Source organism: Montanilutibacter psychrotolerans (genome assembly GCF_003719825.1).
In the GTDB taxonomy this organism is placed as follows: Bacteria; Pseudomonadota; Gammaproteobacteria; order Xanthomonadales; family Xanthomonadaceae; genus Montanilutibacter; species Montanilutibacter psychrotolerans.
In genome coordinates, this window is record NZ_RIBS01000003.1 from 1 (window position 1) to 25,487 (window position 25,487).

Sequence of the window (25,487 nt, forward strand, 5' to 3'; positions counted from 1 at the left end):
ACGGCTTGTCGATGTCACGCTCCGGCAGCGGAATGAAGCTGTCCAGCGCCTCGACCAGTCGCAGGATCGACGGCACGCCGATCTCCGACTGGTCGCCTTCCAGCGCCAGACGGGCCGAACCACGGATGATCGGGGTGTCGTCGCCCGGGAACTCGTACTTGCTCAGCAGCTCGCGGACTTCCATCTCGACCAGCTCGAGCAGCTCTTCGTCGTCAACCATGTCGGCCTTGTTCAGGAACACGACGATGTGCGGCACGCCGACCTGACGCGACAGCAGGATGTGCTCGCGCGTCTGCGGCATCGGGCCGTCAGCGGCCGAGCACACCAGGATCGCGCCGTCCATCTGCGCCGCACCCGTGATCATGTTCTTCACGTAGTCGGCGTGGCCCGGGCAGTCAACGTGGGCGTAGTGACGGTTCGGGGATTCGTACTCGACGTGCGCGGTCGAGATCGTGATGCCACGAGCCTTCTCTTCCGGCGCCGCGTCGATCGCGTCATACGCCTTGAACTCGCCACCGAAACGCTCGGCGCCCACCTTCGTCAGTGCCGCGGTCAGCGTGGTCTTGCCGTGATCGACGTGGCCGATGGTGCCCACGTTCACATGCGGCTTGGTGCGCTCAAACTTACCCTTGGCCATGACGTCTTCTCGATGGTTGCCGTGCGTTGAATATGGTGCTCACGAAAGGAATCGAACCTTCGACCTCCTCCTTACCAAGGAGGTGCTCTACCGACTGAGCTACGTGAGCAGATTGTTCCAGCAAGTACAGCGTCGCGGCGTTCAATGGAGCGGGAGACGGGAATCGAACCCGCACCATCAGCTTGGAAGGCTGAGGTTCTACCGTTGAACTACTCCCGCGCCGGACTGACCTGCTTGGGTGGTGCGCCGGAAGCTGGTAAGGCGACCGGGTCTTGCAGTTCCAACTCTTCCACCGGTCTTGCGACTAGCGTGAAGCTGGTGGAGGGAGGTGGATTCGAACCACCGAAGGCGTAAGCCAGCAGATTTACAGTCTGCCCCCGTTGGCCGCTTGGGTATCCCTCCAAAGAGCCCGCAATTCTGGGGTGAGAAACGAGGGTTGTCAACGCGTCCGAGCGGTCATTTTCACTTTTTTTGCAGACGAACTGCAAGCCCCTCGCAAATATCCGTCAAACATTGAAGCGGAAGTGCAGCACATCGCCTTCCTGGACGCGGTATTCCTTGCCTTCCAGGCGCAGGCGACCCGCGTCGCGCGAGCCGGCTTCACCCTTGTACTTGATGTAGTCGTCGTAGCCGATCGTCTCGGCGCGGATGAATCCCTTCTCGAAATCGGTGTGGATGACGGCGGCGGCCTGCGGCGCGGTCGAGCCCGCTCTCACCGTCCAGGCGCGGACCTCTTTCACGCCAGCGGTGAAGTAGGTCTGCAGGCCCAGCAGCTTGTAGGCGGCGCGGATCACGCGGTTCAAGCCGGGCTCGTCGAGACCGAGATCGGCCAGGAACGTGTCGCGATCGGCGTCATCGAGCTGGCTGAGCTCCTCCTCGATGGCGGCCGAGACCGGCACCACCTCGGCGCCCTCGCCCACCGCGCGGGCGCGCACGGCGTCCAGGTGCGGGTTGTTCTCGAAGCCGTCCTCGAGCACGTTGGCCACGTACATCACCGGCTTGAGCGTCAGCAGGAACAGGTCGCGCAGGGCCAGGCGATCGTCCTCGGACAGCTCCAGCGCACGCGCGGGCTTGCCCGAATCGAGGCCGGCGCGAACGCGGGCCAGCACCTCGACGCGGACCTTGGCGTCCTTGTCACCGGTCTTGGCGGTCCGCTCGGCGCGCTGCAGCGCCTTCTCGACCGAATCCAGGTCGGCCAGCGCCAGCTCGGTGTCGATCGTGTCGATGTCGGCCAGCGGGTCAACCTTGTTGTTGACGTGGATGACGTCCGGGTTCTCGAAGCAACGCACCACGTGGGTGATCGCGTCGACCTCACGGATGTGCGCCAGGAACTTGTTGCCCAGGCCTTCGCCACTGGCCGCGCCGGCAACCAGGCCGGCGATGTCGACGAACTCGACCGCGGTCGGGATGCACTTCTGCGGCTTGACGATCTCGGCCAGCGCGTTCAGGCGCGGATCCGGCACCGGCACCACGCCGACGTTGGGCTCGATCGTGCAGAACGGGAAGTTGGCGGCAGCGATGCCAGCCTTGGTCAGGGCATTGAAGAGGGTCGACTTGCCCACGTTGGGAAGACCGACGATGCCGCACTTGATACCCATCTGAAGACCGCCAAAGGTGAAGAGTGAAGAGTAAAGAAAAGCCCGCGGGCCGCCCTTTCCTATTGACTCTCTGCAGGCCGACGACCGTCCGCGTCAGGCCTTGCTGGTGTGCAACCGCTTCATTGCCTCGTTGAAATCGCCCTGCACCGCCAGTGGCAGCACGTCGATCGCCTCGTCGATGGCGCGCAGGATCACGGCCTCGTCGTCGCGACCCGGGCGGCCAAGCACCCACGGGGTGACCTTGTCCTTGTGTCCGGGATGGCCGATTCCAACCCGCAAGCGGTGGAATTTCGCATGCCCGAGCAGCCGGATGGTGTCGCGCAGGCCGTTCTGGCCGCCGTGGCCGCCGTCGAACTTGAGCCTCGCCGTGCCCGGCGACAGGTCCAGCTCGTCGTGCGCCAGCAGGGCCTGCTCCGGTTCGATCTTCCAGTAGCGCAGGGCCGCGGTGATCGACTTGCCGGACAGGTTCATGAAGGTGGCTGGCTTCAGCAGCCAGACCGGCTGGCCGGCGATCTCGACCTTGCAGGTCTCGCCGAACAGTTTGGATTCCAGGCCAAAACGCCCGCCCAGCTTTTCCGCCAGTGCATCCACAAACCAGAACCCGGCGTTGTGCCGGGTCCTGGCGTGCTCGGGTCCGGGATTGCCCAGCCCGACGATAAGGCGCAAGCCTTCCATCGCGGATTCGCGCGGCGACCTGCCCGCCGGAGCGGGCAGGTCGTCAGGACGCGATTACTTGTCGTCCTTCTTGGCCGCCTTGACGGCCGGCACTTCGGTGGTGTCGACCGCAGCTTCCTCGGTCTCGACGCGACCGTGCTTGGCGATGACCACCGCGACGTCGTGTTCCTTGCCCAGCTTCAGCTCGGGCAGCTCGACGCCGGCGGGCAGCTTCAGCTCCGACAGGTGGACGATGTCGCCCACGGCGAGCTTGGCCAAGTCGACCTCGATGAACTCCGGCAGGTCCTTGGGCAGGCAGCTGACGGTGACTTCGTTGAGCTCGTGGGTGACCACGACGTCAGCGGACTTGCCGGCCGGCGACTTCTCGACGTTCAGGAAGTGCAGCGGCACCGCGGCGCGCAGCGTCTGGTTGGCATCAACACGCAGGAAGTCCAGGTGCATGATGATCTGCTTGAACGGATGGCGCTGCATGTCACGCAGCAGCACGCTCTCGACCTTGCCGTCGATGTCGAGGCTGATGATCGACGCGTAGAACCACTCGTTCTGGCTGGCCAGCCAGATCTTCTCGTGGTCGAGCTGGATCGGCTGCGGCGCGGCGGTGCCACCGTAGACGATGGCCGGGATGCTGGCGGCACGACGCAGGCGGCGGCTCGCACCCTTGCCTTCGACGCTGCGGCCAGTGGCCTTGAGGATATGTTCGGACATTTCGATTTACTCACTTTCTACTGCGTTATGTCGCCTCGCGGCGACTGGAGACTCCCCCGCGACCAGGGAAGTCGGATGTGAAACTCAATCGACGTACAGAGAGCTCACCGACTCGCCAAAGGCGACGCGGCGAATGGTTTCGGCCAGCAGCTCGGCGACGCTGAGCTGGCGGATCTTGCTGCAGGCACGCGCTGCGTCGGACAAGCGGATGGTATCGGTGACCACCAGTTCGTCGAGCTGCGACTTGTTGACGTTGTCGATCGCCGCGCCGGACAGCACCGGGTGCGTGCAGTACGCGGCCACCTTGAGCGCGCCACGCGCCTTGAGGGCAGCAGCGGCGGCGCACAGCGTGCCGGCGGTGTCGACGATGTCGTCCACCAGCACGCAGATCTTGCCTTCCACGTCGCCGATGATGTTCATCACCGTGGACACGTTGGCGCGCGGGCGGCGCTTGTCGATGATCGCCAGCTCGGCGTCGTCGAGGCGCTTGGCCACGGCGCGAGCGCGCACCACGCCACCCACGTCCGGCGACACGACGATCAGGTTGTCGGTGCCGTAGGCGCGCCAGATGTCGGCCAGCAACAGCGGCGACGCGTAGACGTTGTCGACCGGGATGTCGAAAAAGCCCTGGATCTGATCGGCGTGCAGGTCGACGGTGAGCACGCGGTCGGTGCCGACCGCACTGAACATCTTGGCGGCGACCTTGGCCGTGATCGGCACGCGCGACGAGCGCGGGCGGCGATCCTGGCGGGCGTAGCCGAAGTACGGCACCACCGCAGTGACGTTGCTGACCGAGGCGCGCTTGAGCGCGTCCACCAGCACCAGCAACTCCATGAAATTCTCGGCGGTCGGGGCGTTCGTCGGCTGGATCACGAACACTTCCTGCCGGCGCACGTTTTCCTCGATCTCGACCTGCACCTCGCCGTCGGAAAACCGGCTGACCAGTGCCTTGCCGGGCCGGACCCCGAGCTCCTTGCAGACGGCATCGGCGAGCGGGCGGTTGGCGTTACCGCTGAACACCAGCAGGTTGCGGTCGGTCTGCACGGGAAAACTCCAGCGGTGGCGGGCTGAGGGGCTAGCGGATGGCGGATGTTGCTTGGCAGGGGCGGTAGGATTCGAACCTACGAATGCCAGGATCAAAACCTGGTGCCTTGGGCCTCTTGGCGACGCCCCTGCGGAAAACTGGTTGGTCTTTTGCTCGCCCGTGCAGGCACCGCTGGACCGGCGCCACCTACTGGCGGCCGGCGACCATCTCTTCGAGGGCGACGTGCAGCGGTGAACGCGCGACGCCCGCCGCCAACCAGGCCCTGTGGCCTGCCGGCAACGCCTCCAGGGCAGCTTGCGCCGCCTCGCGCGAGGCGAATTCGACGAAGCAACCACTGCCGGAGCCTGTCAGGCGCGCGTGTCCGACCTGCGACAGCGCGGCAAACGCCGCCTCGACGGCGGATTCACGCGCACGCAGCACCGGCTCGAATGCGTTCCCGAGCGGCTTACCCGAAAAGAAGGCGCGCATTGTCGCGGGCGAGGCATCCCGCGTCAATTCAGGCGAGCTGAACAGGGCGGCCGTCGGCGCGTGCACGCCGGGGTCGAGCAACACGTACCACGCCGGCGCCAGCTCGACCGGGCTGAGCTGCTCGCCCACCCCCTCCGCCCAGGCATTCCGACCGTGAACGAACACCGGGACGTCGGCGCCCAGCCGCAGGCCCAGATCGGCCAGGCGGTCCACGCCCAATGCCGTTCCCCAGAGTGCGTCGAGGGCGACCAGTACCGTGGCTGCATCGGACGACCCGCCGCCGAAGCCGCCCCCGGCCGGAATTCGCTTTTCGACGACGATATCGACGCCTTTATGCGAATTACTGGCCTCTTGCAGGATCTTTGCGGCGCGAACCACCAGATCGTCGGCTTCTTCGACGCCGGCAACGGAGGGGCCATGGCGCACGATGCGACCGTCGTCGCGAACCCGCAGGCGGATCGTGTCGCCCCAGTCGAGGATCCGGAACACGGTCTGCAGCAGGTGATAACCGTCGGCCCGGCGCCCGGTGATGCGCAGGAACAGGTTGAGTTTGGCCGGTGCCGGCCAGCTGCTCCAGGTGGCGGCGGACGGGTCGGTGGTGGTCATGTCGGGGTGGGCTCGCTTTCAGGCGGGTCGGGAGTGATGGGGTGTGGGTGTCGATCCGGACGGGGCGTCCGGGCCACGGGCGACGGCCGCCGTCCGCAAACCCCCGGCACGGCCCGCCATCGAACGACGACAGCCGGCTGCGGGTGCCGGCCACCGTTCGGCTCAGCCGTCGACGCCCCATGCGTCGATGACCAGCTTGACCCGGGCCTCGCCGCGCCGGGCGTCGATGCGACTGGGCAACGGCACGGCCGACTCGGCCCCCGTCGCCACCCCGTCACCGGGTTCGGGCCAGCGGTAGTCGATGGTCCAGCCGGCCTGTTCGATCCGAACCGGACGCCCGTCGGGGCCATAGTCCAGCCGCGCGGGACCGAAGCCGCTGGCGCGGGCGCCACGTATCCAGTAGGCCAGCGCCGGCACCGGCACGTCCCAGCCGGTGGCCTCGCGCAGCAACTGCGCCGCGTCGGGGCCATCGCGGCGCCCACCTTCGAGGCCGTCCAGTCGCGCGCCACCGTCATCGCCACCGAGCGTCCAGCTCTGGCGAGTCACCGGCGCGCTTACCGATACCTCGAAGCGGCCGCCGTGCTGCGCCCATTCGAGACGCCCGCTGCCGCCATTGCGGCCACTGGCGACGGCAATCCGCCCCACCAGTGACCATTGCGAATCCTGTTGCAGCGCAAGCTCCCGCTCGGCCTGGCGCGCATCGGCCACTGCCTGCTCGGCGACCGACAACGCGGGCAGCGCAGCCGGTGGTGACGTGCGGGTCGCCCGGCCGGCGCATGCCGCCAGCAACAGCGCGAAGCTCGCCAGCAGGCCGACGCGCATCAGGCGGCGAACGGTCAGGCCGACACCACGGGCCGTGAACGGCAATCGACACGCCCTCATGCGCCAACCTTCTCCATTGCCCGCTTGAGCGAGCGGTTCTCGGGATCGAGCTTGAGCGCCTCGTCGAAGTACTTGCGCGCCTCGTCCTGCTTGCCAAGCACCCACAGCAACTCGCCCAGGTGGGCGCCGATCTCGGGATCCTTGCGCAGCGCGAACGCGCGTCGCAGCTCGACCAGCGCCTCTTCGTGGCGGCCCAGCCGGTAGAGCACCCAGCCGTAGCTGTCGATGATCGCGGCGTTGTCGGGCTCGGCGGTGCGGGCGCGGTCGATCAGTTCGAGCGCCTCCTGGTACCGCGTGGTTCGGTCGGCCAGGGTGTAGCCCAGCGCGTTCAGCACCGAGACGCTGTCCGGGTCGCTCACCAGGATCTTGCGGAAGTCGGCCTCGGCACGCGGAATGTCGTCGTGGCGTTCCCAGTACAACGCACGCGCGTACAGCGCGCCGGCATCGTCGGGGAATGCCGCCAATGCGCGCGCATAGGCGTCCAGTTCGCCGGCATCGTCGTTGTCGCGCTGATGCAGCTCGCCTTCCAGCAGGTACGCGCCCTGGCGCGCCTCGTCGGGGACGGCTGCGTCGGCCTGCAGCTCGCGCAACGCGGCGAATGCCTCGTCGCCGCGCTTGAGTTCGTGCAGCACGTTGGCCGCACGCAGTCGCGCGGACTGCTTCTGGGGGCCGCCAGGGACACCGCGGTACCACTCCAGCGCCTCGTCGAATCGCTTCAGGAACTCGGCGATCTGCCCGAGCAGCAGGCGCCGTCGCGGGTCCGGGCGCGCGCCGTCGCGGGCCAGTGCCTCGTACAGCGAGGCCAGGCCGGCGTTGTCTTCCGCGCGCGCCAGCAGGGACGCCCGCAATGCATAGGTCTGGTCGTCCTGTGGTCCGCGCGCGAGTACCTGCTCGGCGCGGGCCAGGTCGCCCAGTTCGTCGTACTCGTCGGCGATCGACAGGCGCAGCATGGCGTTGCTTTCGGCCTGGTCACTGATCGCCGCGAGCGCGGCGCGGGCCTCGTCAGGCTTGCCCGCTTCGCGCAACTGGCTGGCACGCAGCAGTGCCACGCGCGGCTCACCGGGGAAGCGCCGGACCACTTCGTTGACGATGCGTTCGGCCAATGCCGGTTGTTCGAGACGCTGCGCCAGGCCGCCGAACGCGATCCAGGCCAGCAGGACCGGCGGCATGCGATCGCCTTCGACCAGATACTCGACCAGGCGTGCAGCCTGTTGCGAATCGCGCGAACCGGAACTGACCACGCCCAGCGCCTGTCGCCAGCCGTCGTCGCCTGGGCTGGCAAGCAAGGCCGACAGCTTGCGCCGCGCCCCCGACTCGTCGTTGCGACGCAGGGACAACGCCGCGTCCGCCGCCAGCAGCGAGTTGCCCGTACCGCCCTGCCTGCGCCAGAGCGCCAGCGCGTCGGCGGCCAGGCCGTCGTGCTTGGCGAGCAGCGCGATGCGCGTGGCGCGTTCGGCAAGCACCATGTCGTCGGCAGCGCGTGCCGCCTGCAGGTACCAGCGTGCGGCCTCCTCCAGACGACCGGCCTGCAGGGCGAACTCGCCGGCAAGCAACGGCTCGAGTGAACCGGTGACCGGATCGTTGCCGGCCTGGCCGGAGCGGGCGGCCGGGACCGCGGCGGCCGCAGACACTACCGGCACGCCCAGCAGCAGCGACAGGACGACGACGGCAAGCGGACGCAGCAAGGCGGGTTTCGGACTCATCGGGCGCGCATGACCTGGGTGGCGGGACGGCTGGGCAAGGGCTGAACGGCACATTGCGACCGAGCGGAGCCCGCGGGACCGGGGGCCGGTAGAATGTCTGGCCTCGGCAGCCAGCAGCTTATCGCAAGCGCCTGAACGGAAATCCCGTCCCGCAATGAGCCTGTTCGTCCTCGGCCTCAACCACCAGACCGCGCCGGTCAGCCTGCGCGAGCGCGTGTCGTTTTCCGGCGACGCGGTGCCCGCAGCGCTCGATGCGCTGCGCCGCCTGCCCAGCGTGCGCGAAGTGGCGCTGCTGTCGACCTGCAACCGCACCGAGCTGTATGCGGTCACCGACGACGACGGCATCGCACTCGCCGACTGGCTGGCCAACCATCCCGGTGATGGCGGCAGCCTGTCCGTCGAACCGGCCCAGGCATTGCACGACTACCTGTACCGCCATCACGGTGCCGATGCCGTGCGCCACCTGTTCCGCGTGGCCACCGGGCTGGACTCGCTGGTGCTGGGCGAGCCGCAGATCCTGGGCCAGGTGAAGGACGCCTGGGCCACCGCGCGCACCTCGGGCAGCCTGGGCAGCCAGCTCGACCGGCTGTTCCAGCACGCGTTCACCACCGCCAAGCGCGCGCGCACCGATACCCGCATCGGCGCCAATCCGGTGTCGGTGGCGTCGGCCGCGGTCCGCCTGGCGCAGGAATCGTTCGCACGCCTGGAGGATTCGACCGTGCTGCTGGTGGGCGCCGGCGAGACCATCGAACTGGCCGCCCGTCACCTGGTGCAAGCCAAGGCCAAGCGGCTGCTGATCGCCAATCGCACGCTGGCCCACGCCCAGGACCTGGCAACCCGCCACGCCGGCGTGGCGCTGCCGTTGAGCGAGTTGGACAAGCACCTGGGCGAAGCGGACATCGTGTTGTCGGCCACCGCCAGCCGCGAACCGATCCTGCGCAAGCCGCAGGTCGCCGCGGCGCTGGCCACGCGCCGCCACCGTCCGATGCTGCTGCTCGACCTCGCGGTGCCGCGCGACATCGCCGCTGATGTGGCCGAGCTGCGCGACGTGTTCCTGTACACCGTGGACGACCTCGAACGCGCCATCGAGGACAACCGCCGCGGTCGTCGCGAAGCCGCCAACGAGGCCGAGGCGATCGTCGAGCTGCAGGTCGAGCGCTTTGTCGAGACCCTGGCCGCCAGCACGCGCACCGAGCCGCTCAAACGCCTGCGTGCGCACGGCGAGTCGGCCAGGGCCGAGGCGCTGGCCAAGGCGCAGCAGCAGCTCGCTGCCGGCGGCGATCCTGACGAGGTGTTGCAGTTCCTCGCCCATACCCTGACCAACCGCCTGCTGCATGCACCGACCATCGCCCTGCGCGAGGCGGCACTGACCGGCAACGCCGACCTTGCGCGCGCCGCCGACAAGCTGTTTGGTGCCGGGGACGGTGAATAGCCATGGTGAGGCGCGGCGTGCACGGGCCTGGCGCCAGCCACCCGCGGGCCATTGAGACGATGGCGCAGCTGACCCGGCGTTAGCGACACTCGCCCACGCCCGCTCGGCGCTTTACGTCCGCGTTCTTGTCCGCGCCCTGCGGACGCCCTCTCCTTCCTCTTCGCCATTCCCCCGATGACCCCTACCCTGCGCCGCAAGCTCGAAGCCCTGGCCGAACGACGTGAGGAGCTCGAGCGCCTGCTCGCCGATCCGGTCGTGATCGGCGATGCCGGGCGCTTTCGCAAGTACTCGCGCGAGTTCGCGCAACTGGAGCCTGTCTCGCACGCGTTGGCCGACGAGGCGCGGGCCAAGGCCGACCTTGCTGCGGCCGAGGCGATGCGCGCCGACCCGGAGTTGCGTGAGCTGGCCGACGAGGAAATCACCGCGGCCCAGGCGCGACTGGAACAGCTCGACATCGAGCTGCTCGCCCACCTGATCCCGCGTGACGCGCGCGACGACGGCGACCTCTACCTGGAAGTGCGCGCCGGCACCGGCGGTGACGAGGCGGCAATCTTCGCCGGCGACCTGTTCCGCATGTACGCGCGCTATGCCGAACGCCAGGGCTGGAAGGTCGAGGTCGAGTCGGCCAGCGACGGCGAGCACGGCGGGTACAAGGAAATCATCGCGCGCGTCGAAGGGCGCGGCGCCTACTCCAAACTCAAATTCGAATCCGGCACCCACCGCGTGCAGCGCGTGCCGGCGACCGAATCGCAGGGGCGCATCCATACCTCGGCGGCCACCGTGGCGATCATTGCCGTGGAGCCCGAGGGCGAGCCGATCGAGCTGAACCCGGCCGACCTCAAGGTCGACACCTTCCGTTCCTCCGGTGCCGGCGGCCAGCACGTCAACAAGACCGAATCGGCGATCCGCATCACCCACCTGCCCAGCGGCATCGTGGTGGAAAACCAGACCGAGCGCAGCCAGCACGCCAATCGCGACAAGGCCATGAAGCGGCTGCAGGCGATGCTGGCCGACGCGCAGGCGGCCAAGGCGGCTGCGGCGCAAGCATCGATCCGCAAGCTGCAGGTGGGCAGTGGCGATCGCAGCCAACGCATCCGCACCTACAACTTCCCGCAAGGCCGCATCACCGACCATCGCGTCGAGGGCCTGACCCTGTACGACCTGTCCAACGTCATCACCGGCGACCTCGATGCGCTGATCGCACGCCTCGAACACGAGCATCAGGCGGACGAGCTTGCACGGTTGACCCAGAACGACTGACGCGGCTGCGCGGCTGCGCGGCTGCGCGGCGTCGAAAAGCGGCTTCACCCACACCTGCGCACTGACCGGGTTCGTCGGGCGAGCTCATCGGGGCAGTCAGGTGCCCGAGCCAGGCGGCCGAGTTCATTAGAATCGGCCGCTGCACTCACTTCCCGGGAGGGACGATGGACCTTGCGATCCACCGCGCGACGCTGGCCGACCTGGACACGCTCGCCCCGATGTTCGACGCGTACCGCGTGTTCTACCAGCAGCCCAGCGACCTGCCGCGCGCGCATGCCTTCCTGCACGAACGCCTGCAGACCGAGACCTCCGTCGTACTGCTCGCCACGCTCCACGGGCAGTCCGCCGGATTCACCCAGCTCTATCCGGCCTACTCCTCGGTGCGCACCGCGCGCACGTGGGTGCTCAACGATCTGTTCGTCGAGCGCACGGCACGACGCCAGGGCGTGGCGCGCGCACTGCTCGAGGCAGGCGCGCACTACGCAGGCGAATCCGGCGCCGCCGGTATCAGCCTGGAAACCAGCCGCGACAACACTCCGGCCCGCGCGCTGTACCGCGGCGCCGGTTGGCATGAAGACAACAGCCAGTGGTACTCGCTGGCGTTTCCGCCGTCGTGACCGATTGCCGCCGCCAGCGCGCGGATGCACCGATGAGCTTGTGCGGAGGCACCGGCCCGCGCACGACCGCGTCCGGCCAACCGGTGATCCCGCGCGGGCGTGACCGGCAATGAACGATCCGCGCAACGAGATTCGTCGCGCCGTCGAGCGCGAACCGGGCAACGCGATGACCTGGATCGTGCTGGCCGAACACGAGCTCGACGCCGGCGATGCCGTGGCCGGCGAGGCGGCGGCGCGGCGCGCGCTGGGCTTGCGGCCGGGCCACCCGGAAGCCTTGGCCCGACTAGGACGCGCGCAATCGATGCAGGGTCGCCATCGCGATGCAGTGGCCAGCCTGCAGGCGGCATCGCAACAAGCGCCACAGCACCCGGGGTTCGCCGTCTGGCTGGGCCATGCGCTCGAGGATGCAGGCGAGGCGGAAGCCGCCGCCAATGCCTATGAGCACGCCTGGGCATGCGCACCGCACGAGCCGCAACTGGCCGCTTACCTGTTGGCCTGGCGGCGCAAGCTCTGCGACTGGCGCGGAATCGATGCGCTGGCGGCGCAGGTTCGTGCCGCCGTGCGGCGCGGCGACAGCGCGATCGAACCCTTCGCTTTCCTCAGCGAGGACGCCAGCGCGGCCGAGCAGCTGCAGTGCGCGCGACTTCGGGCGACGCAGGTGCAACGACGGATCGGCGCGTTGCCGCAGTTGACCCCACCTGCGCGCGTCGAGGGCGCGCCGATTCGTGTGGGCTTTCTGTCCAACGGCTTCGGCGCGCATCCCACCGGATTGCTGACCGTGGCGATGTTCGAGGCGCTGAAGCACGTCAGCGGCATCGCGATCGAACTGTTTGCGCTCAACCGCGACGACAACAGCCCGATCCGCCACCGCCTGCGCGCGGCAACACGTTTGCACGATGTCGCCGGCCTGGCGCACACGCAGGTCGCCACGCGCATCCGCGACGCGGCGATCGACGTGCTGTTCGACCTGCGCGGCTGGGGCGGCGGCGGCGCGCCGGAAGTGCTGGCGATGCGCCCGGCGCCGGTGCAGGTCAACTGGTTGGCGTACCCGGGCACGTCGGGGGCGCCGTGGATCGACCACGTGCTGGCCGATGCCTACGTGCTGCCCGAGTCGCTGGCAGCGCATTTCAGCGAGAAGGTCACGCGGTTGCCGCGCTGCTTCCAGCCGTCGGACACAGCCCGGGCCATCCCGCCGCCACCGCCCCGTCGCGACTGCGGCCTGCCCGACGACGCGGTGGTGCTGTGCTGTTTCAACAACAGCTACAAGCTCAATCCGGCCAGCATGGCGCGGGCACTGGCCGTACTGCGCGGCGTGCCGGGCAGCGTGCTGTGGCTGCTGTCCGGCCCCGGCGCGGCGGATGCGCGCCTGCGTGCGTTCGCACAGGCCCAAGGAGTGGAGCCCTCGCGGCTGGTGTTCATGGCCAAGCAGCCGCACGCCGACTACCTGGCGCGCCTGCAGCACGCCGACCTGTTCCTCGACACCGCCCCGTACAACGCACACACCACCGCCTCCGATGCGCTGTGGGCCGGCTGCCCGGTGCTGACCGTGCCCGGCGAAACCTTTGCCGCGCGCGTCGCCGGCAGCCTCAACCACCACCTGGGCATGGCCGGGATGAACGTCGGGGACGACGCGGCGTTCGTCGCGCGTGCGATCGAACTCGGCCGCGACCCGGCGGCCCTGGCGACGCTGCGTGCCGAGCTGGCGAAGCATCGCGACGACAGCGGCCTGTTCGACATGGCGGGCTTCGCGCGCGACTTCGCGACGGCGGTGGGGTCGATGGCGGGACGGCCGTGCCACCCCGACGCCGACCCGCGCGGATAGCGGGGCGCGTCGGTGCGTACTGGCTGGGCGCGAAAGGCGCCATTCCCCCTCGCCTGCGCTAGTCTCGCCCAATGACCGCAGACCCCCACTTCATTCCGCTCGCCCTGTGCGTGCTCACCGTTTCCGACAGCCGCACCGCGGCTGACGACAGCTCCGGCGACTACCTCGTCAGCGCACTCACCCAGGCCGGCCACCGCCTGGCCGACCGCGCCCTGCTGCGCGACGATCGCTACCTGCTACGTGCGAAGGTGTCGCAATGGATCGCCGATGACACCATCGACGGCATCCTCGTCACCGGTGGCACCGGATTCACCGGCCGCGACTCCACGCCCGAGGCCCTGCTGCCGCTGCTCGACAAACAGATGCCGGGTTTTGGCGAGTTGTTCCGTTCGCTGAGCTTCGAGGAAATCGGCACGTCGACGCTGCAGTCGCGCGCGTTCGCCGGCCTGGCCAACGGCACCTTCCTGTTCGCCCTGCCGGGCTCGACCTCGGCCTGCCGCACCGCCTGGGAACGCATCGTCGCCGCACAACTTGACGCGCGCACCAAGCCCTGCAATCTCGCCACCCTGCGACCGCGCCTGCGCGAACGCTGAGCCATGCCACCGCGCGCCGACGACACCTCGGGTTTGGCCGCACTGATCACACGCGGAGTCACTGCCATGCCACTGGGAACCACCCTGCGACTGCTTGCCAAGGCCCGCGGCCTCAACGCCACCGACATCGCCACCGCCATTCCGCGGGCTGGCGTCGCCACCGTCAGCGCCTGGCTGCAGGGCGAAAAGCTGCCCGGCAAGGATCAGCTGGATGCGCTGGCCCGCACGTTCGGCGTGCCGGCCGGCGCCCTGCTGGCGGAGCTGGCCAGCTCGCTCGATCCGGCACGCACCGCGGGCGAACACGAACTGCTGGCGGCCTACCGCGCGCTGGACAGCCGCCAACAGGGCGCTCTGCTGGAAGTCGCCACCAGCATGGCCGGCACGCCGCGCAAGTCCGCGCCCCGTGCCCCGCGCAAGGCCGCCGCCCGGCGCAAGGCCAAGGCGTGAACGACCTGCCATGAGCGGCCTCAAGCGCAAGCAGTACGAGAAACTGATTGAACCGCTGGAGCTCGATCTGGTTGCGATGGCGCAATGGGCCCAGCACACGCGGCAGCGCGTGCTGGTGCTGTTCGAAGGCCGCGACACGGCCGGCAAGGGCGGCGTCATCAGCGCGATCGCCGACGTGCTCAACCCTCGCCAGTGCCACGTTGTGGCACTGCCCCGGCCGTCCGAACGCGAGCAGGGCCAGTGGTATTTCCAGCGCTACGTGCCGCACCTGCCCGCGGCCGGGGAAATCGTGCTGTTCGACCGCAGCTGGTACAACCGTGCCGGTGTCGAGAAGGTCATGGGCTACGCCAGCCAGGCGCAGGTCGAGGCGTTCCTGCGGCAGGCACCGGCGTTCGAGAAACTGCTGGTCGACGATGGCATCGTGCTGTTCAAGTACTGGCTGTGCTGCGATCAGCAACAGCAGGAAGCACGCTTCGCCGAACGACTGGAAGACCCGCTCAAGCGCTGGAAGCTGTCGCCGGTCGACGTCGAGGCGCGCCGCCATTACGACGACTACACCCGCGCACGCGAGGCGATGCTCGCCGCGACCCACACCGACGTCGCGCCCTGGACGCTGGTGGATTTCAACGACCAGCGACGCGGTCGCCTCACGCTGATCCGCGACCTGCTCGACCGCCTGCCCGACACCCGTGTCGAATCCGAAGCAATCACTTTCGAACCGTTGCCGGGCAAGCCGAAGAAAGAGCGCTACCGACGCCTCAAGCCGATCGCCAACGCCGCGGTCGACTGAGCCCGGTGTCGTCCGTTCGGTGACACCCCGATCAGCGGTTGATGCGGCGCGGTGATCAGGTGATCGTGAAGTCCTCGCCCGCCTCGTCCTCGTTGGCGTCGAAGCGTTCGAGTTCGTCGACACGCGCCAGCGGCGGCCCCTGACGTAACCAGGCGATCAGCTCTTCGATCGCTGCCTCGCTTCCCACCGCAAGCACTTCGACGCGGCCGTCGGCCAGGTTGCGGGCGTGACCACGCAAACCCAGCGCCAGCGCCTGGTCACGGGCGGACGCGCGGAACCACACGCCCTGCACCTTGCCACCCACGATGAATCGCGCCGCGGTCATGACGCGCCACCGGCGGGCACTTCCAGCTTCGCCCCGGGCGCGCGCCCGCCGGCCTTGGCGATGGCCGCTTCGATCGACTCGGCCGTGACCGGGCCGAGCACCTTGTCGACGATCTTCCCGTCGGGCCCGATCAGGTAGGTCATCGGCAAGCCGCGCGGCGTGTCGAACGCCTTGGGCGGATCGTAGGTGTCGACGATGGCAACCGGATACGCCACCGGGCGGCGCTGCAGGAACTCGCGCATCGCCGCCGGTTCGATGTCGTCGTAGGCCAGGCCGAGCACTTCGATGTGATCGCGCGCCGTGTCCAGCGCCGACAACTCCGGCATTTCCTTGAGGCAGGGCTTGCACCAGGTCGCCCAGAAATTGACCACCACCCACTTGCCGCGGTGCGCGGCCAGATCGTAGTTGCCGCCGTCGAGCAGGGCGATGCGCAGATCAGGCGTGTCGCTGGCGGGCGCATCGCTGGCGGGCGTTGCCGCCGATTCGCCGATCGATGTGCCGGTCGGAGCAGCCGGCGTATCGCCGGATGCCGTCACGGGCGTCGAGGCATCGCAGGCACCCAGCGCCAGCGTCGCCATCAGTGGCAGCAGCGAGCGCAGGCGCGGCAGGAAAACGGGCATGGTCAGTCCTCTTCGGCATGGATCGAGGCGACGCGACGCTTGAGCAAGTCGCGGAGCGGTAGGCGCAGATCATCGAGCGCCTGGATGGCCGAGCGCCCGAGCGCATCGTCCCGGCACGGCAGGTGTGCTTCGGCCACCGGGATGCGCAACTGGCAGGCTTCGTACAGCTCGCCCAGGCTGAGCTCGTCGAGATCGCGGGCCAGCAGCCATTGCCCATCCTCAGCGCGGATCACCACGTTGATGGCGCTGAGCTGGGCCAGCATTTCCTGCACCAGCCCGTCGGTGAGGATCGGCTCGAGCCGCTGGATGTCGTCGCTGTGCAGACCGCGCCCGTGTGCGCGCGCCTCGTTGAAGCGCGCAAGCAGACGGAACAGCCCATAGATCTCGTAACCCACTGGCAGGCGCAGGCTGGCCGGCTGGTAACGGAACGCCGAGATCGATGACGCCAGCGACGCGCCCAGCAACACCGCGATCCAGCTCAGGTAGATCCACAGCAGGAAGATCGGCACGAAAGCGAGCGTGCCGTAGATCTTCGAGTAGGAGCCGAAGCTGCCCAGGTACAGGCCGATGCCGGACTTCACGCTCTCGAACAGCAACGTGGCCAGCAGCGCGCCGGCAGCTGCATAACGCCACTGCACGGTGCGGTGCGGCACCACCTTGTAGATCGCCGCAAATGCCACCAGCTCGATCACGATCGGCGCCACCCGCAGCATCAGGCTCTGCAGCACATGCCCGGCCTGGGTTTCGAACACCGACATCGCGAAGAACCTGGCCGACATCGCCAGGCTGGCCGCGGCCATCAGGGCGCCCAGCGTGAGCACCGTCCAGTACACCAGGAAGCGGCTGAGCTTGGGCCGCGCCGACTTCACGCGCCAGATCCGGTTGAACGTCGCCTCGACCCCGTTGAGCGTGATCAGCAACGACACCACCAGCGCGATCACGCCGGCACCGGTGAGCTGGCCGGCATTGGCGGAGAACTGGCGCAGGTACGCCTCGACCGAGCGCGCCGCGCTGGGCACGAAGTTGGAGAAGATGTAATCGCTAAGGCGATCGCTCCATTCGCCAAACACCGGAAACGCCGACAGCACGCCGAACACGACCATCGACAGCGGCACCAGCGCGAACACCGTGGTGTAGGACAGCGCGCCGGCGGCCTGGAACAGGTTGTCGGCGAGAAAGCGCTTGGCCAGGAATCGGAAGAACGTTCCGACCCGGGCCCGGTCACGCAGGCGTTCGCTCCAGCGATACAGGGTGTCTAGTGGCTCCATCGGGGCGAGGGTAACTGATGGGCGGGTTCGGGGGTTGGGGCTCGGGGCTCGGGACCCGGGACCCGGGACTCGGGGTTCGGGGGTTCGGATGCAGGTTGGGGAGGTGAGGGTCGAAGACGAAGCCCTCGGTTCAGTACACATGCCGGGGCTGGTGCATGGGCGATCAGGGAGCCCCGCAACGCGAGAGGCCCTGCAGCGGCGCCCGAGCTTTCGAGCAAGGGAGCTACTCGAAACTCGGCTGCCGAGTCCCAAGTCCCAAGTCCCGAGTCCCGAATCCCGAATCCCGAATCCCGAATCCCGAGTCCCGAGTCCCGAGTCCCGACCCCCGAACCCCGAGTCCCAAACCCCGAATCTCCCCCGCTCCTCTATCCTGTGCGCCCTTTCGCAACGACGCCCCGGCCATGTCCGAGATCCTGGTGCTCTATTACAGCCGCGGTGGTTCGGTCTCGCGGCTCGCACGGCACGTGGCGCGTGGCATCGGCGAGGTCGAGGGCATGTCGGCGCGGTTGCGCACGGTGCCGCCGGTTGCCGCGGTAACCCAGCAGACCGCGCCGCCGGTGCCCGACGAAGGTGCGCCCTACGTCGAGGCGCGCGATCTGGTCGAATGCTGCGGGCTCGCGCTCGGCAGCCCGACGCGCTTCGGCAACATGGCCGCGCCGCTCAAGCATTGGCTGGACGGCCTGGGCAGCGAATGGGCCAGCGGCACCCTGGTCGGCAAGCCCGCGGCGGTATTCACCTCCACGGCCACCATGCACGGCGGCCAGGAGTCGACACTGCTGACGATGATGATCCCGCTGCTGCACCATGGCTGCCTGGTGGCCGGCATTCCCTACACCGAACCGTTGCTCAGCAGCACCCGAACCGGCGGCACGCCCTACGGCGCCAGCCACGTCGCAGGCACCGGCGACGACCCGACGCTCTGCGACGATGAGGCCCAGCTCGCGCGGGCCCTCGGCCGTCGCCTGGCCACGATTGCCGCGAAACTGGCCGCATGAACGCCAACGACCTGTCGGAATCCCAGGCATCGGTGCGCCGCAAGGCCCGCATTGCCCTGGTCGCCTCGCTGCTGGCGCTGGTGGCGCTGTTCGTCGCCTGGTTCGCCGCCGGCACGCATGCGCTGGCGGCGATGCTGGTGTTCGCGCTTCCGCCGGCGCTGCTGGCGCTCGGCGCCTGGTTCGGCCGCGGCCATGCCGCCTTCTGGTCGGGCGTGCTGGCACTGGGCTGGTTCTGCCATGGCGTGATGCTGGCCTGGTCGAGCGCGCCGGAACGCCTCTATGCCCTGGCCGAAGTCCTGCTGTCGCTGGCGATCGTGTTCGCCGCCAACGCGCCCGGACTGGCCGCCAAGTTCGGCAAGCGCCGCGGCTGAGATTTCCGGGGTTTTCCGGATCGGTGGCCTGGCGGCAAGAACGGCCGACGCCGCCGCGGCCATCGCGCCTATAATCCCGGCCTCCCGACACGACCGACCAGCCTCGATGGACCAGCTCTGCATCGTCACCACCGGCGGCACGATCGACAAGATCTACTTCGACGACAAGTCCGATTTCCAGGTCGGCGATCCGCAGATCGGCCGCATCCTCGAAGAACTCGGTGTCGCGTTCCGCTACAGCGTGATCCCGATCATCCGCAAGGATTCGCTGCACATCACCGCCGAGGATCGCGAGCTCCTTCGCGCGACGATCGCCGCGCAGGACGCCCGCCACGTGCTGGTCACCCACGGCACCGACTCGATGGTCGAGACCGCCAAGGTGCTGGCCTCGCTGACCGACAAGACCATCGTGCTGACCGGCGCGCTGAACCCGGCACGCTTTCGTGGTTCGGATGCCGAATTCAACATCGGCACCGCCGTTGGCGCCGTGCAATCGCTGCCGCCGGGCGTCTACATCGCCATGAACGGCCGCATCTGGGATCCGGCCAAGGTCCGCAAGAACGTCGAAGCCAACCGCTTCGAGCCTCTGGCCTGAGTTCCATACGGCGCATTACGCCTTCGGCTAATGCGCCCTACGAGTTGGTGCGCGGGCAGATCCTGCAGGGCGCAATAACCGAAGGGCATTGCGCCGGATTCGTTGATGTCGAGGTGGATCTCCGTCGCGCGTCCCATCCGGCGCATTACGCCTTCGGCTAATGCGCCCTACGAGTCCTGGCGCCGATCCTTCGTCTCGACAGCCATTCGCTCGATATCGGCGCATTCGCCGGGTCGGCGCGCGCCTCTGCCCCGGTTGGACGACGCACCATAAAAAAGCCCCGGCCGAAGCCGGGGCCAATGGTGCAACAACTGACTTGTTGGATCAGAACGTGACCGACCAGCTGTCGATCTTGCCGATGTCGCCACCGGCGTTGTCGTTGACGCGCAGCTTCCACGTACCGTTGAGCGCTTCGCTCGACAGGTTCAACGTGACGGTCTTGTTGATGTTGTCAGCGCTGCCGCCAGTGCGGTTGTGGATGTTGTAGAGCGAACCGTCCGGAGCCACCAGGTCGACCTTCAGGTCACCCTGGTAGGTATGCACGATGGCAACGGTGACCGAGGCGTTGCTCGGTGCGTTGCCGGTGCGGCCGGACACGGTGATCGGGCTGTCCACCGTGGTGTTGTCGCCGATCGCGTAGTCGCTCGTGTTGCTGTAGGTCTGGCCACCGCCACCGCCGGTGGTGTAGTTGCCAACCAGCGTCAGACCGCTGAACGCCGAGTAGCCCTTCAGACGCACGTAGTACGTGCCAGCCTGCGGTGCGGCGAACGTGCAGGTCTCGGCGTTGCCGCCGGTGTACGGACGGCAGTCGTAGACCGTGTCGGTCGGCGCGCTGCCGAACTTCACGTACATGTCCGCATCACCGGTGCCGCCCGACGTGGTGAACGTCAGGTTGGTGGAACCGGCCGGAACAACCAGGGTGTAGTTGACCGAGTTGCCCTGCGCGGCGTGCTGGTCGGTGACTGCAACGCCCTTGGTCAGCGGACCGCCCGGGCTGTCGCCACCGCCACCGCCGGAGCAGCTCACGCCGACCGAGGTGAACGCCGCGGTCACGTCGGCCTTGGTGAAGCCAAGGTCGGTGGCCGCGGTTTCGACGCCGCAGGCGCCCTGGTTGAACGTGGAGCTGGCCGTCCAGTAGTCCTGGTTGGCCTTGGCGAACACCTGGAACGCCTTCTGCGTGTTCCAGCCGGTCTTCGTGGCCAGCAGGTAGAACGCCTTGTTGTAGACGCCCGACGAGTGGTGCACGTCCATGCCGCTGGTGTAGTCGCTGGCGTGGCCGATCGAGCTGCCGTCCTGCGGCGGGTTGGCCATGTAACGCAGTGCACCGGTGGCCTTGAAGATCTGCGCGCCGACCAGGAAGTCGTTCGTGCCGTTCATGAAGTACTCGGCGGCCTCACCGGCCATGTCCGAGAACGCCTCGTTGATGCCGCCCGACTGGCCCGAGTAGGTCAGGTTGGAGTTCTGCTCGGTGAAGCCGTGCGAGACCTCATGCGCCGACACGTCCAGGCTGACCAGCGGGTAGAACGTGCTGCCGCCGTCGCCGAACGTCATTGCGGTGCCGTCCCAGAACGCGTTCTGGTAGCTGTTGCTGTAGTGCACGCGCATCTGCAGCTGGAACGACAGCGGCGCGGTGCCGACGTAGCTGTTGTACATGTTGAACACCACACCACCGAAGTAGTGGGCGTCGTTGAGCGGCGAGAAGGCGCCGTTGATGGTCTTCACCGTGTTGCGCGGGCAGGTGTACGAGAACGCCGTGGAGCCGCTGGTGCCGTGGTTGAGGTTCACCGTCTTCACGTTGGTGTTGCTCATGGTGCAGGTGGTGCCGCTCTGCGCCACGTCCAGGTAGCCGAAGTTGGTGCCGTACTCGTACTGGCCGGTCTTGGTGTTGCCGCCGGGGCCGGTACCGTTGGCATGCGCCAGCGCGTCCCAGCGCTTGAGCACGCGACCGTTATTGGCATCGATCAGCATGTGCGGACGGGTCGGGGCCCCGCCGTTCGGGGTGTCGGCGAAGAACGACACCAGGTAGGCCATGTGCGCGCGGTCGGCGTCGTCGATGTAGACGACCTGGCGGCTGAGCTCGTTCTCGGTGCGCATCGAACCGATGCGCGAGCCGAGCGCGGCGCGCTTGCCCAGGACCAGGGCCTGTGCCTTCTGGATGCGCGGCGCGGTGGCCGGCAGTTCGGCGGCAAGGCCGCTGATGGAGCGACCGAACAGGTTGCGCAGGTTGCCCTTGGCATCTTCGCGGACGATGACGTTTTCACCGAACACCGGAATGCCGCGGAAGGTCTGCTGGTAACGGTAGGTGCGGTTGCCGGCGCGGTCGGTGACGGCGCGCACAACCTGCAGGCGCGACTCGCCTTCCAGCGAGATGGCCTCGGCGTGGCGGTCGACGGCGAGCGCCGGCCGGCCCACCGCCGCGCTTGCCGCGCGGTACTGGGTGTTGATCCGGGCGACGTCCTGCTTCTGCAGGTCGACGCGCTGTGCCGCATTCGCGGAGGCCATGGCCAGCGCCAGCGAGAGCGGAGTGAGTGCAATCAGGTAACGGGTGCGGTTATTGGAGTGCATACCTATCAAAATCCTTTGAATGGTTGGATGAGTGATCGCCAGGATGGCGATCTCGTTTTCCCCTGCACGAACCGGCGCGGTTGCCGTCGACGGCGTCCTTGCCGATCCTTCCACTACGTCGCTGAGTTGCACCACTCGGCCGCCCCTGCAGCCGGTGTCCTGCGTGCACGTTCAATGACGCGTAGCTCTTGCGGCCGATCGTCGCTGCCTGTCCAGGCGCCAACGAGGGCCTTGCTGCTACCGGTCGGTGGATGGGACATCTCCCCCACCGGACCGGTCACGTTGATCAGGTCGACATTCGACACCCCCGCTGTCGCAGCCGGTGATTCCGGCAGGCGCCTGCGCGTCGGTTCCAGGTCGGTGTGGGTTTACGGCTGGCGGGTGCGACGGCGTGCGTGCCGAGCGCAATGCGCAGGGGGGCCGGCCGCGTGCCGGGCGATGGCATGCGCAGGGCCGTCAGCGCGACGGTGCGATGGGCCAGGCGGACAACGGAGTTGGCGAAGCGCGGCAGCATGGTGTCTGTACTCGCTCGTTTACGGGCTGGGCCGCGGGGGCGACCTGGCCGTTCGCACTGCAACGAAGTCCGGTCATGTCCCGGGGGACGGATCGGCCCTGCGTCGATCGTGCGGCGTGTCGATCAAGCAGAACGCCCCCGGCAACTGCCGGGGGCGGTACGGCGTTTGGAACGTGCTTAGAACGTAACCGACCAGCTGTCGATCTTGCCGGTGTCGCCGGAAGCGTTGTCGTTGACACGCAGCTTCCACGTGCCGTTGAGCGCTTCGGTCGACAGGTTCAGCGTGACGGTCTTGTTGATGTTGTCAGCGCTGCCGCCGGTGCGGTTGTGGATGTTGTAGAGCGAACCATCCGGAGCCACCAGGTCGACCTTGAGGTCACCCTGGTAGGTGTGCGCAATGGCCACGGTCACCGAGGCGTTGCTCGGGGCGTTGCCGGTGCGGCCGGACACGGCGATCGGGCTGTCGACGGTCGCGTTGTCGGCGATCGTGAAGTCCGCTGCGTTGCTGTAGGTCTGCGAGCCGCCACCGCCACCGGTGGTGTAGCTGCCGACCAGGCTCACGCCCGAGAACGCCGCATAGGCCTTCAGGTTGATGTAGTACGTGCCCGCGGCCGGAGCGGCGAACGTGCAGGTCTCGGCGTTGCCGGACTTGTACGGACGGCAGTCGTACACGGTGTCGGTCGGCGCGCTGCCGAGCTTGACGTACATGTCCGTGTCACCGGTGCCACCGGAGGTGGTGAAGGTCAGGTTGGTCGCGCCAGCCGGCACCACCATCGTGTACTTCACGAAGCCGCCGGTCGCAGCCGACAGGCCGGTCGCGGGAACGCCGTTGGCCAACACGCCACCGGTCGGCGGCGGCGGGGTGCCGTTGACGGCATCAACCGCGGCCTTGGCCTGGATGATGCCCGCGCCGATGACCTGCGACGGGGTTGCCGGGAACGCGCGCGCCGTGGTCTTGATGATCGATTCGATCTCGGCGGGGGTCTTGGGCGTGGTCGCGACGGACTGCATCAGCGCGATGATGCCGGCCACGTGCGGGGTCGCCATCGAGGTGCCGCTGTAGGAAGCGTACGACTCGGCGGCCGGCACGGTGGTGCCTGCATTGAGCGTCGACATGATGCTCGAGCCCGGTGCGGCGATATCGATCATCGCGCCGTAGTTGGAGAAGCTCGAACGCGCACCGGTGTTGGTGACCGACGCGATCGAGATCACGTTGGCGCAGTTGCCCGGCGAGAAGCCCGAGACGTTGGCGTTGTCGTTGCCCGCGGCGATCGCCAGCGTGGTGCCACGCGACACGGCGCTGTTGATGGCGCTCTGGGTGGTGGTGCCGCAGGCGCCTTCGCCACCGAGGCTGAGGTTGATCACCTCGGCCGGGGTCGGGTTGGCCGGCACGCCGCTGACGGTGCCGCCCGACGCCCAGATGATCGCGTCGGCGATGTCGGAGTCGTAGCCGCCGCACTTGCCGAGCACGCGCACCGGCAGGACCTTGGCGCTGTACGCCATGCCCGCGACGCCCTTGGCGTTGTTGGTCACCGCGGCAACGGTGCCGGCGACGTGGGTACCGTGCCAGCTCGAGTTGGACGCCGGGTGGGTGCCACCGCACTCGTTGGCGGCGTACCAGTCACCCGGATCGCTGGCGTCGGCGTCGCGGCCGTTGCCGTCGCGCGAGACGAACGTGTCGACGATGAAGTCGTAGCCCGGCAGGACGTTGGCGTTGAGGTCGCTGTGGTTGGTGATGCCCGTGTCCAGCACGGCCACGACGGTGCCCGAACCGCTGGTCACGTCCCAGGCCTGCGTCGCGTAGGTGCCGCCCGCGCCGGTGCCGAAGCCGAACTGCTGGCTGAAGTTGGTGTCGTTGGGGGTGAGGAACGGCTTGTTGAGCTTGTCGACCTCGACGTACTCGACGTTCGGGTCGGCGGCGATCTGGCGCATCAGTGCGGCCGCCTGGACGCGATCGAGCTTGCGATCCGAGCGGACCACATCCGCGCCGGTGCCGATGCGGTGCGAGGCGCGCAGTGCGACGGCGCGGCCACCGCCGGCGACGGTCGCCGCGGACTTGAGCGAGGTCTGGAGTGCCGTGGCGCTGGCGCGCTGCGCGCTGCCGTCACGGTACTTGACGATGAAGCGGTCGTGGGTCGGCTGCGACTGCAGGCCGGCGAGATTCACGCGACCGGCGGCGAAGGCCGGAGCGGCAACGAAAGACGAGGACAGGACAAGCGCCGTGGCAGCAGCAAGAGCGTGCACACGAACGCGACGCGACAGGATCTGGGACATCGATGCGAAACCTCGAACTGGAAGCCGCAATTTGCGGCGGAACCGCACCTCTTCGCTCCGGGTGGCACCGAATGCGGCACGCGGATCGGGAAGCACGGGGAACTGACGTATTGCGTCAGTCCCATGACGCTATTCGACCTTTCAACCTGAATCAAGCTGCAACCGCAGCAAATTCGGCAAAGTCTGTGAGCGCACTCCCAGTTCTCCATACTCGATCGTACGGAATTGCAACGTCATTCCCAAAAAAACCGTGAAATCACGCGGACTTACGTTCATAAATCGCAGGCACGACCAATCCCGGCCGAAGCCGGGATTGGGGCAAAACGCAGCAGTGCCTACCACATCAGAACTTGATACTCCAGCTATTCAGCTTGCCCGTGTCGCCCGCCGCACCGTCCGCTACCCGCAGCTTCCAGGTGCCGTTGAGCGCCTCGGAAGTCAGGTTCAGCTTGGTGCTGCCGATGACGTTGTCTGCGCTGTCGCTGTCGCTGCTGGACTTGATCGGGTACAGCGAACCGTCCGGCGCCACCAGGTCGATCTTCAGATCGCCGCGGTAGGTGTGGGTGACGTTGAGCGTCACCACCGCGCTGGCCGTTACGTTGCCGGTGCGGCCGCTCACCACGATCGGGCTATCCACCTGGCCCATGTCCGGGACCGGGAACGCGGTGGAGCTGCTGTAG

24 protein-coding genes, 4 tRNA genes and 1 pseudogene are annotated in these 25,487 nt (G+C 68.0%); 10 read left to right on the top strand and 19 right to left on the bottom strand.

Features of this window, described 5'->3' with window-relative positions; genetic code table 11:
• From EER27_RS06760 to EER27_RS06815, 12 genes are all read right to left on the bottom strand, one after another.
• Positions 1-637 (bottom strand): GTP-binding protein (locus EER27_RS06760; protein WP_123087295.1); only part of this gene is annotated, 637 nt, incomplete at its 3' end.
• Between the two features lie 33 nt (positions 638-670).
• A tRNA-Thr gene (locus EER27_RS06765) sits at positions 671-746 on the bottom strand.
• 36 nt (positions 747-782) lie between these two features.
• Positions 783-856 (bottom strand) — tRNA-Gly (locus tag EER27_RS06770).
• A gap of 97 nt (positions 857-953) precedes the next feature.
• A tRNA-Tyr gene (locus EER27_RS06775) sits at positions 954-1,039 on the bottom strand.
• A gap of 104 nt (positions 1,040-1,143) precedes the next feature.
• Positions 1,144-2,235: a redox-regulated ATPase YchF gene (ychF, locus tag EER27_RS06780; RefSeq protein ID WP_123087296.1), complete on the bottom strand. Its 1,092-nt coding sequence runs from the start codon at positions 2,233-2,235 to the stop codon at positions 1,144-1,146.
• A 93-nt stretch (positions 2,236-2,328) separates the two neighbouring features.
• Positions 2,329-2,910, bottom strand: coding sequence for an aminoacyl-tRNA hydrolase (pth, locus tag EER27_RS06785; protein ID WP_123087297.1), 582 nt, complete (start codon positions 2,908-2,910; stop codon positions 2,329-2,331).
• A 54-nt stretch (positions 2,911-2,964) separates the two neighbouring features.
• Positions 2,965-3,615: a 50S ribosomal protein L25/general stress protein Ctc gene (locus EER27_RS06790; protein ID WP_123087298.1), complete on the bottom strand. Its 651-nt coding sequence runs from the start codon at positions 3,613-3,615 to the stop codon at positions 2,965-2,967.
• 84 nt (positions 3,616-3,699) lie between these two features.
• A complete protein-coding gene (locus EER27_RS06795; protein ID WP_123087299.1) occupies positions 3,700-4,659 on the bottom strand; it encodes a ribose-phosphate diphosphokinase in 960 nt (319 codons plus the stop codon).
• Between the two features lie 53 nt (positions 4,660-4,712).
• Positions 4,713-4,789, bottom strand: a tRNA-Gln gene (locus tag EER27_RS06800).
• 57 nt (positions 4,790-4,846) lie between these two features.
• The gene (gene ispE, locus EER27_RS06805; RefSeq protein WP_123087300.1) at positions 4,847-5,734 is read right to left on the bottom strand and encodes a 4-(cytidine 5'-diphospho)-2-C-methyl-D-erythritol kinase; all 888 of its coding nucleotides are present in this window, start codon (positions 5,732-5,734) and stop codon (positions 4,847-4,849) included.
• Between the two features lie 162 nt (positions 5,735-5,896).
• On the bottom strand, positions 5,897-6,616 hold the full coding sequence (lolB, locus tag EER27_RS06810) for a lipoprotein insertase outer membrane protein LolB (RefSeq protein WP_223807212.1): 720 nt from the start codon (positions 6,614-6,616) through the stop codon (positions 5,897-5,899).
• Positions 6,613-8,319: a tetratricopeptide repeat protein gene (locus EER27_RS06815; RefSeq protein ID WP_123087301.1), complete on the bottom strand. Its 1,707-nt coding sequence runs from the start codon at positions 8,317-8,319 to the stop codon at positions 6,613-6,615. Before EER27_RS06815 ends, lolB begins: the two co-directional genes overlap by 4 nt.
• Positions 8,320-8,473: 154 nt before the next feature.
• Here EER27_RS06815 and hemA point away from each other — a divergent pair, with 154 nt between their 5' ends.
• The 7 genes from hemA to ppk2 all read left to right on the top strand — a co-directional run bounded on the left by hemA (position 8,474) and on the right by ppk2 (position 15,280).
• Complete coding sequence (hemA, locus tag EER27_RS06820) at positions 8,474-9,751, top strand: glutamyl-tRNA reductase (protein WP_123087302.1); 1,278 nt, start codon at positions 8,474-8,476, stop codon at positions 9,749-9,751.
• Positions 9,752-9,925: 174 nt separating this feature from the next.
• A complete protein-coding gene (prfA, locus tag EER27_RS06825; RefSeq protein ID WP_123087303.1) occupies positions 9,926-11,011 on the top strand; it encodes a peptide chain release factor 1 in 1,086 nt (361 codons plus the stop codon).
• Positions 11,012-11,175: 164 nt separating this feature from the next.
• On the top strand, positions 11,176-11,628 hold the full coding sequence (locus EER27_RS06830; protein ID WP_123087304.1) for a GNAT family N-acetyltransferase: 453 nt from the start codon (positions 11,176-11,178) through the stop codon (positions 11,626-11,628).
• A gap of 109 nt (positions 11,629-11,737) precedes the next feature.
• Complete coding sequence (locus EER27_RS06835; protein WP_123087305.1) at positions 11,738-13,450, top strand: O-linked N-acetylglucosamine transferase, SPINDLY family protein; 1,713 nt, start codon at positions 11,738-11,740, stop codon at positions 13,448-13,450.
• Between the two features lie 71 nt (positions 13,451-13,521).
• Positions 13,522-14,043, top strand: coding sequence for a molybdenum cofactor biosynthesis protein B (gene moaB / locus EER27_RS06840; protein WP_123087306.1), 522 nt, complete (start codon positions 13,522-13,524; stop codon positions 14,041-14,043).
• Positions 14,044-14,109: 66 nt separating this feature from the next.
• Positions 14,110-14,490 (top strand): helix-turn-helix domain-containing protein, encoded by a 381-nt coding sequence (locus tag EER27_RS06845; RefSeq protein WP_123087746.1) that lies wholly within the window; start codon positions 14,110-14,112, stop codon positions 14,488-14,490.
• Between the two features lie 10 nt (positions 14,491-14,500).
• Entirely contained in the window at positions 14,501-15,280 is a 780-nt protein-coding gene (ppk2, locus tag EER27_RS06850) for a polyphosphate kinase 2 (protein WP_123087307.1), read from the top strand.
• A gap of 55 nt (positions 15,281-15,335) precedes the next feature.
• Here the strand turns inward: ppk2 and EER27_RS06855 are convergent, their stop codons facing one another.
• From EER27_RS06855 to EER27_RS06865, 3 genes are read right to left on the bottom strand one after another with little or no spacing between them, the layout of a single operon-like run.
• On the bottom strand, positions 15,336-15,605 hold the full coding sequence (locus EER27_RS06855; protein ID WP_123087308.1) for an acylphosphatase: 270 nt from the start codon (positions 15,603-15,605) through the stop codon (positions 15,336-15,338).
• Positions 15,602-16,225: a TlpA family protein disulfide reductase gene (locus EER27_RS06860; RefSeq protein ID WP_123087309.1), complete on the bottom strand. Its 624-nt coding sequence runs from the start codon at positions 16,223-16,225 to the stop codon at positions 15,602-15,604. The genes EER27_RS06855 and EER27_RS06860 overlap by 4 nt, the downstream gene beginning before the upstream one ends.
• A gap of 2 nt (positions 16,226-16,227) precedes the next feature.
• Positions 16,228-17,493 (bottom strand): YihY family inner membrane protein, encoded by a 1,266-nt coding sequence (locus EER27_RS06865; protein ID WP_123087748.1) that lies wholly within the window; start codon positions 17,491-17,493, stop codon positions 16,228-16,230.
• Positions 17,494-17,894: 401 nt separating this feature from the next.
• Between EER27_RS06865 and wrbA the strand changes: the two genes are divergently transcribed.
• The 3 genes from wrbA to EER27_RS06880 all read left to right on the top strand — a co-directional run bounded on the left by wrbA (position 17,895) and on the right by EER27_RS06880 (position 19,454).
• Entirely contained in the window at positions 17,895-18,488 is a 594-nt protein-coding gene (gene wrbA / locus EER27_RS06870) for an NAD(P)H:quinone oxidoreductase (protein WP_123087310.1), read from the top strand.
• Positions 18,485-18,859, top strand: coding sequence for a DUF2069 domain-containing protein (locus EER27_RS06875; protein WP_123087311.1), 375 nt, complete (start codon positions 18,485-18,487; stop codon positions 18,857-18,859). Before wrbA ends, EER27_RS06875 begins: the two co-directional genes overlap by 4 nt.
• A 106-nt stretch (positions 18,860-18,965) precedes the next feature.
• Positions 18,966-19,454: an asparaginase domain-containing protein gene (locus tag EER27_RS06880; protein ID WP_123087312.1), complete on the top strand. Its 489-nt coding sequence runs from the start codon at positions 18,966-18,968 to the stop codon at positions 19,452-19,454.
• Between the two features lie 324 nt (positions 19,455-19,778).
• Here EER27_RS06880 and EER27_RS06885 read toward each other — a convergent pair whose 3' ends face one another.
• From EER27_RS06885 to EER27_RS17300, 4 genes and pseudogenes are all read right to left on the bottom strand, one after another.
• On the bottom strand, positions 19,779-22,019 hold the full coding sequence (locus tag EER27_RS06885) for a M4 family metallopeptidase (RefSeq protein WP_123087313.1): 2,241 nt from the start codon (positions 22,017-22,019) through the stop codon (positions 19,779-19,781).
• Between the two features lie 691 nt (positions 22,020-22,710).
• Complete coding sequence (locus EER27_RS17295) at positions 22,711-23,094, bottom strand: proprotein convertase P-domain-containing protein (protein WP_223807242.1); 384 nt, start codon at positions 23,092-23,094, stop codon at positions 22,711-22,713.
• Positions 23,074-24,807 (bottom strand): annotated as a pseudogene (locus EER27_RS06890) (S8 family peptidase); the annotation flags it as partial. The pseudogene EER27_RS06890 and the gene EER27_RS17295, both read right to left, overlap by 21 nt.
• Positions 24,808-25,150: 343 nt before the next feature.
• Positions 25,151-25,453, bottom strand: a complete 303-nt coding sequence (locus EER27_RS17300; protein WP_223807243.1) for a proprotein convertase P-domain-containing protein — start codon at positions 25,451-25,453, stop codon at positions 25,151-25,153.
• Between the last annotated feature and the right edge of the window lie 34 nt (positions 25,454-25,487).

What these genes read in the sequence shown, in the direction of transcription:
- ppk2 (WP_123087307.1), top strand. Translation starts at nt 14,501, where the DNA reads ATGAGCGGCCTCAAGCGCAAGCAGTACGAGAAACTGATTGAACCGCTG.
- EER27_RS06790 (WP_123087298.1), bottom strand. Translation starts at nt 3,615, where the DNA reads ATGTCCGAACATATCCTCAAGGCCACTGGCCGCAGCGTCGAAGGCAAG.
- ychF (WP_123087296.1), bottom strand. Translation starts at nt 2,235, where the DNA reads ATGGGTATCAAGTGCGGCATCGTCGGTCTTCCCAACGTGGGCAAGTCG.
- moaB (WP_123087306.1), top strand. Translation starts at nt 13,522, where the DNA reads ATGACCGCAGACCCCCACTTCATTCCGCTCGCCCTGTGCGTGCTCACC.
- EER27_RS06845 (WP_123087746.1), top strand. Translation starts at nt 14,110, where the DNA reads ATGCCACTGGGAACCACCCTGCGACTGCTTGCCAAGGCCCGCGGCCTC.
- pth (WP_123087297.1), bottom strand. Translation starts at nt 2,910, where the DNA reads ATGGAAGGCTTGCGCCTTATCGTCGGGCTGGGCAATCCCGGACCCGAG.
- EER27_RS06875 (WP_123087311.1), top strand. Translation starts at nt 18,485, where the DNA reads ATGAACGCCAACGACCTGTCGGAATCCCAGGCATCGGTGCGCCGCAAG.
- ispE (WP_123087300.1), bottom strand. Translation starts at nt 5,734, where the DNA reads ATGACCACCACCGACCCGTCCGCCGCCACCTGGAGCAGCTGGCCGGCA.
- EER27_RS06885 (WP_123087313.1), bottom strand. Translation starts at nt 22,019, where the DNA reads ATGCACTCCAATAACCGCACCCGTTACCTGATTGCACTCACTCCGCTC.
- hemA (WP_123087302.1), top strand. Translation starts at nt 8,474, where the DNA reads ATGAGCCTGTTCGTCCTCGGCCTCAACCACCAGACCGCGCCGGTCAGC.
- wrbA (WP_123087310.1), top strand. Translation starts at nt 17,895, where the DNA reads ATGTCCGAGATCCTGGTGCTCTATTACAGCCGCGGTGGTTCGGTCTCG.
- EER27_RS06835 (WP_123087305.1), top strand. Translation starts at nt 11,738, where the DNA reads ATGAACGATCCGCGCAACGAGATTCGTCGCGCCGTCGAGCGCGAACCG.
- prfA (WP_123087303.1), top strand. Translation starts at nt 9,926, where the DNA reads ATGACCCCTACCCTGCGCCGCAAGCTCGAAGCCCTGGCCGAACGACGT.
- EER27_RS06865 (WP_123087748.1), bottom strand. Translation starts at nt 17,493, where the DNA reads ATGGAGCCACTAGACACCCTGTATCGCTGGAGCGAACGCCTGCGTGAC.
- EER27_RS17300 (WP_223807243.1), bottom strand. Translation starts at nt 25,453, where the DNA reads ATGGGCCAGGTGGATAGCCCGATCGTGGTGAGCGGCCGCACCGGCAAC.
- EER27_RS06860 (WP_123087309.1), bottom strand. Translation starts at nt 16,225, where the DNA reads ATGCCCGTTTTCCTGCCGCGCCTGCGCTCGCTGCTGCCACTGATGGCG.
- lolB (WP_223807212.1), bottom strand. Translation starts at nt 6,616, where the DNA reads ATGAGGGCGTGTCGATTGCCGTTCACGGCCCGTGGTGTCGGCCTGACC.
- EER27_RS06855 (WP_123087308.1), bottom strand. Translation starts at nt 15,605, where the DNA reads ATGACCGCGGCGCGATTCATCGTGGGTGGCAAGGTGCAGGGCGTGTGG.
- EER27_RS06815 (WP_123087301.1), bottom strand. Translation starts at nt 8,319, where the DNA reads ATGAGTCCGAAACCCGCCTTGCTGCGTCCGCTTGCCGTCGTCGTCCTG.
- EER27_RS06830 (WP_123087304.1), top strand. Translation starts at nt 11,176, where the DNA reads ATGGACCTTGCGATCCACCGCGCGACGCTGGCCGACCTGGACACGCTC.
- EER27_RS06880 (WP_123087312.1), top strand. Translation starts at nt 18,966, where the DNA reads ATGGACCAGCTCTGCATCGTCACCACCGGCGGCACGATCGACAAGATC.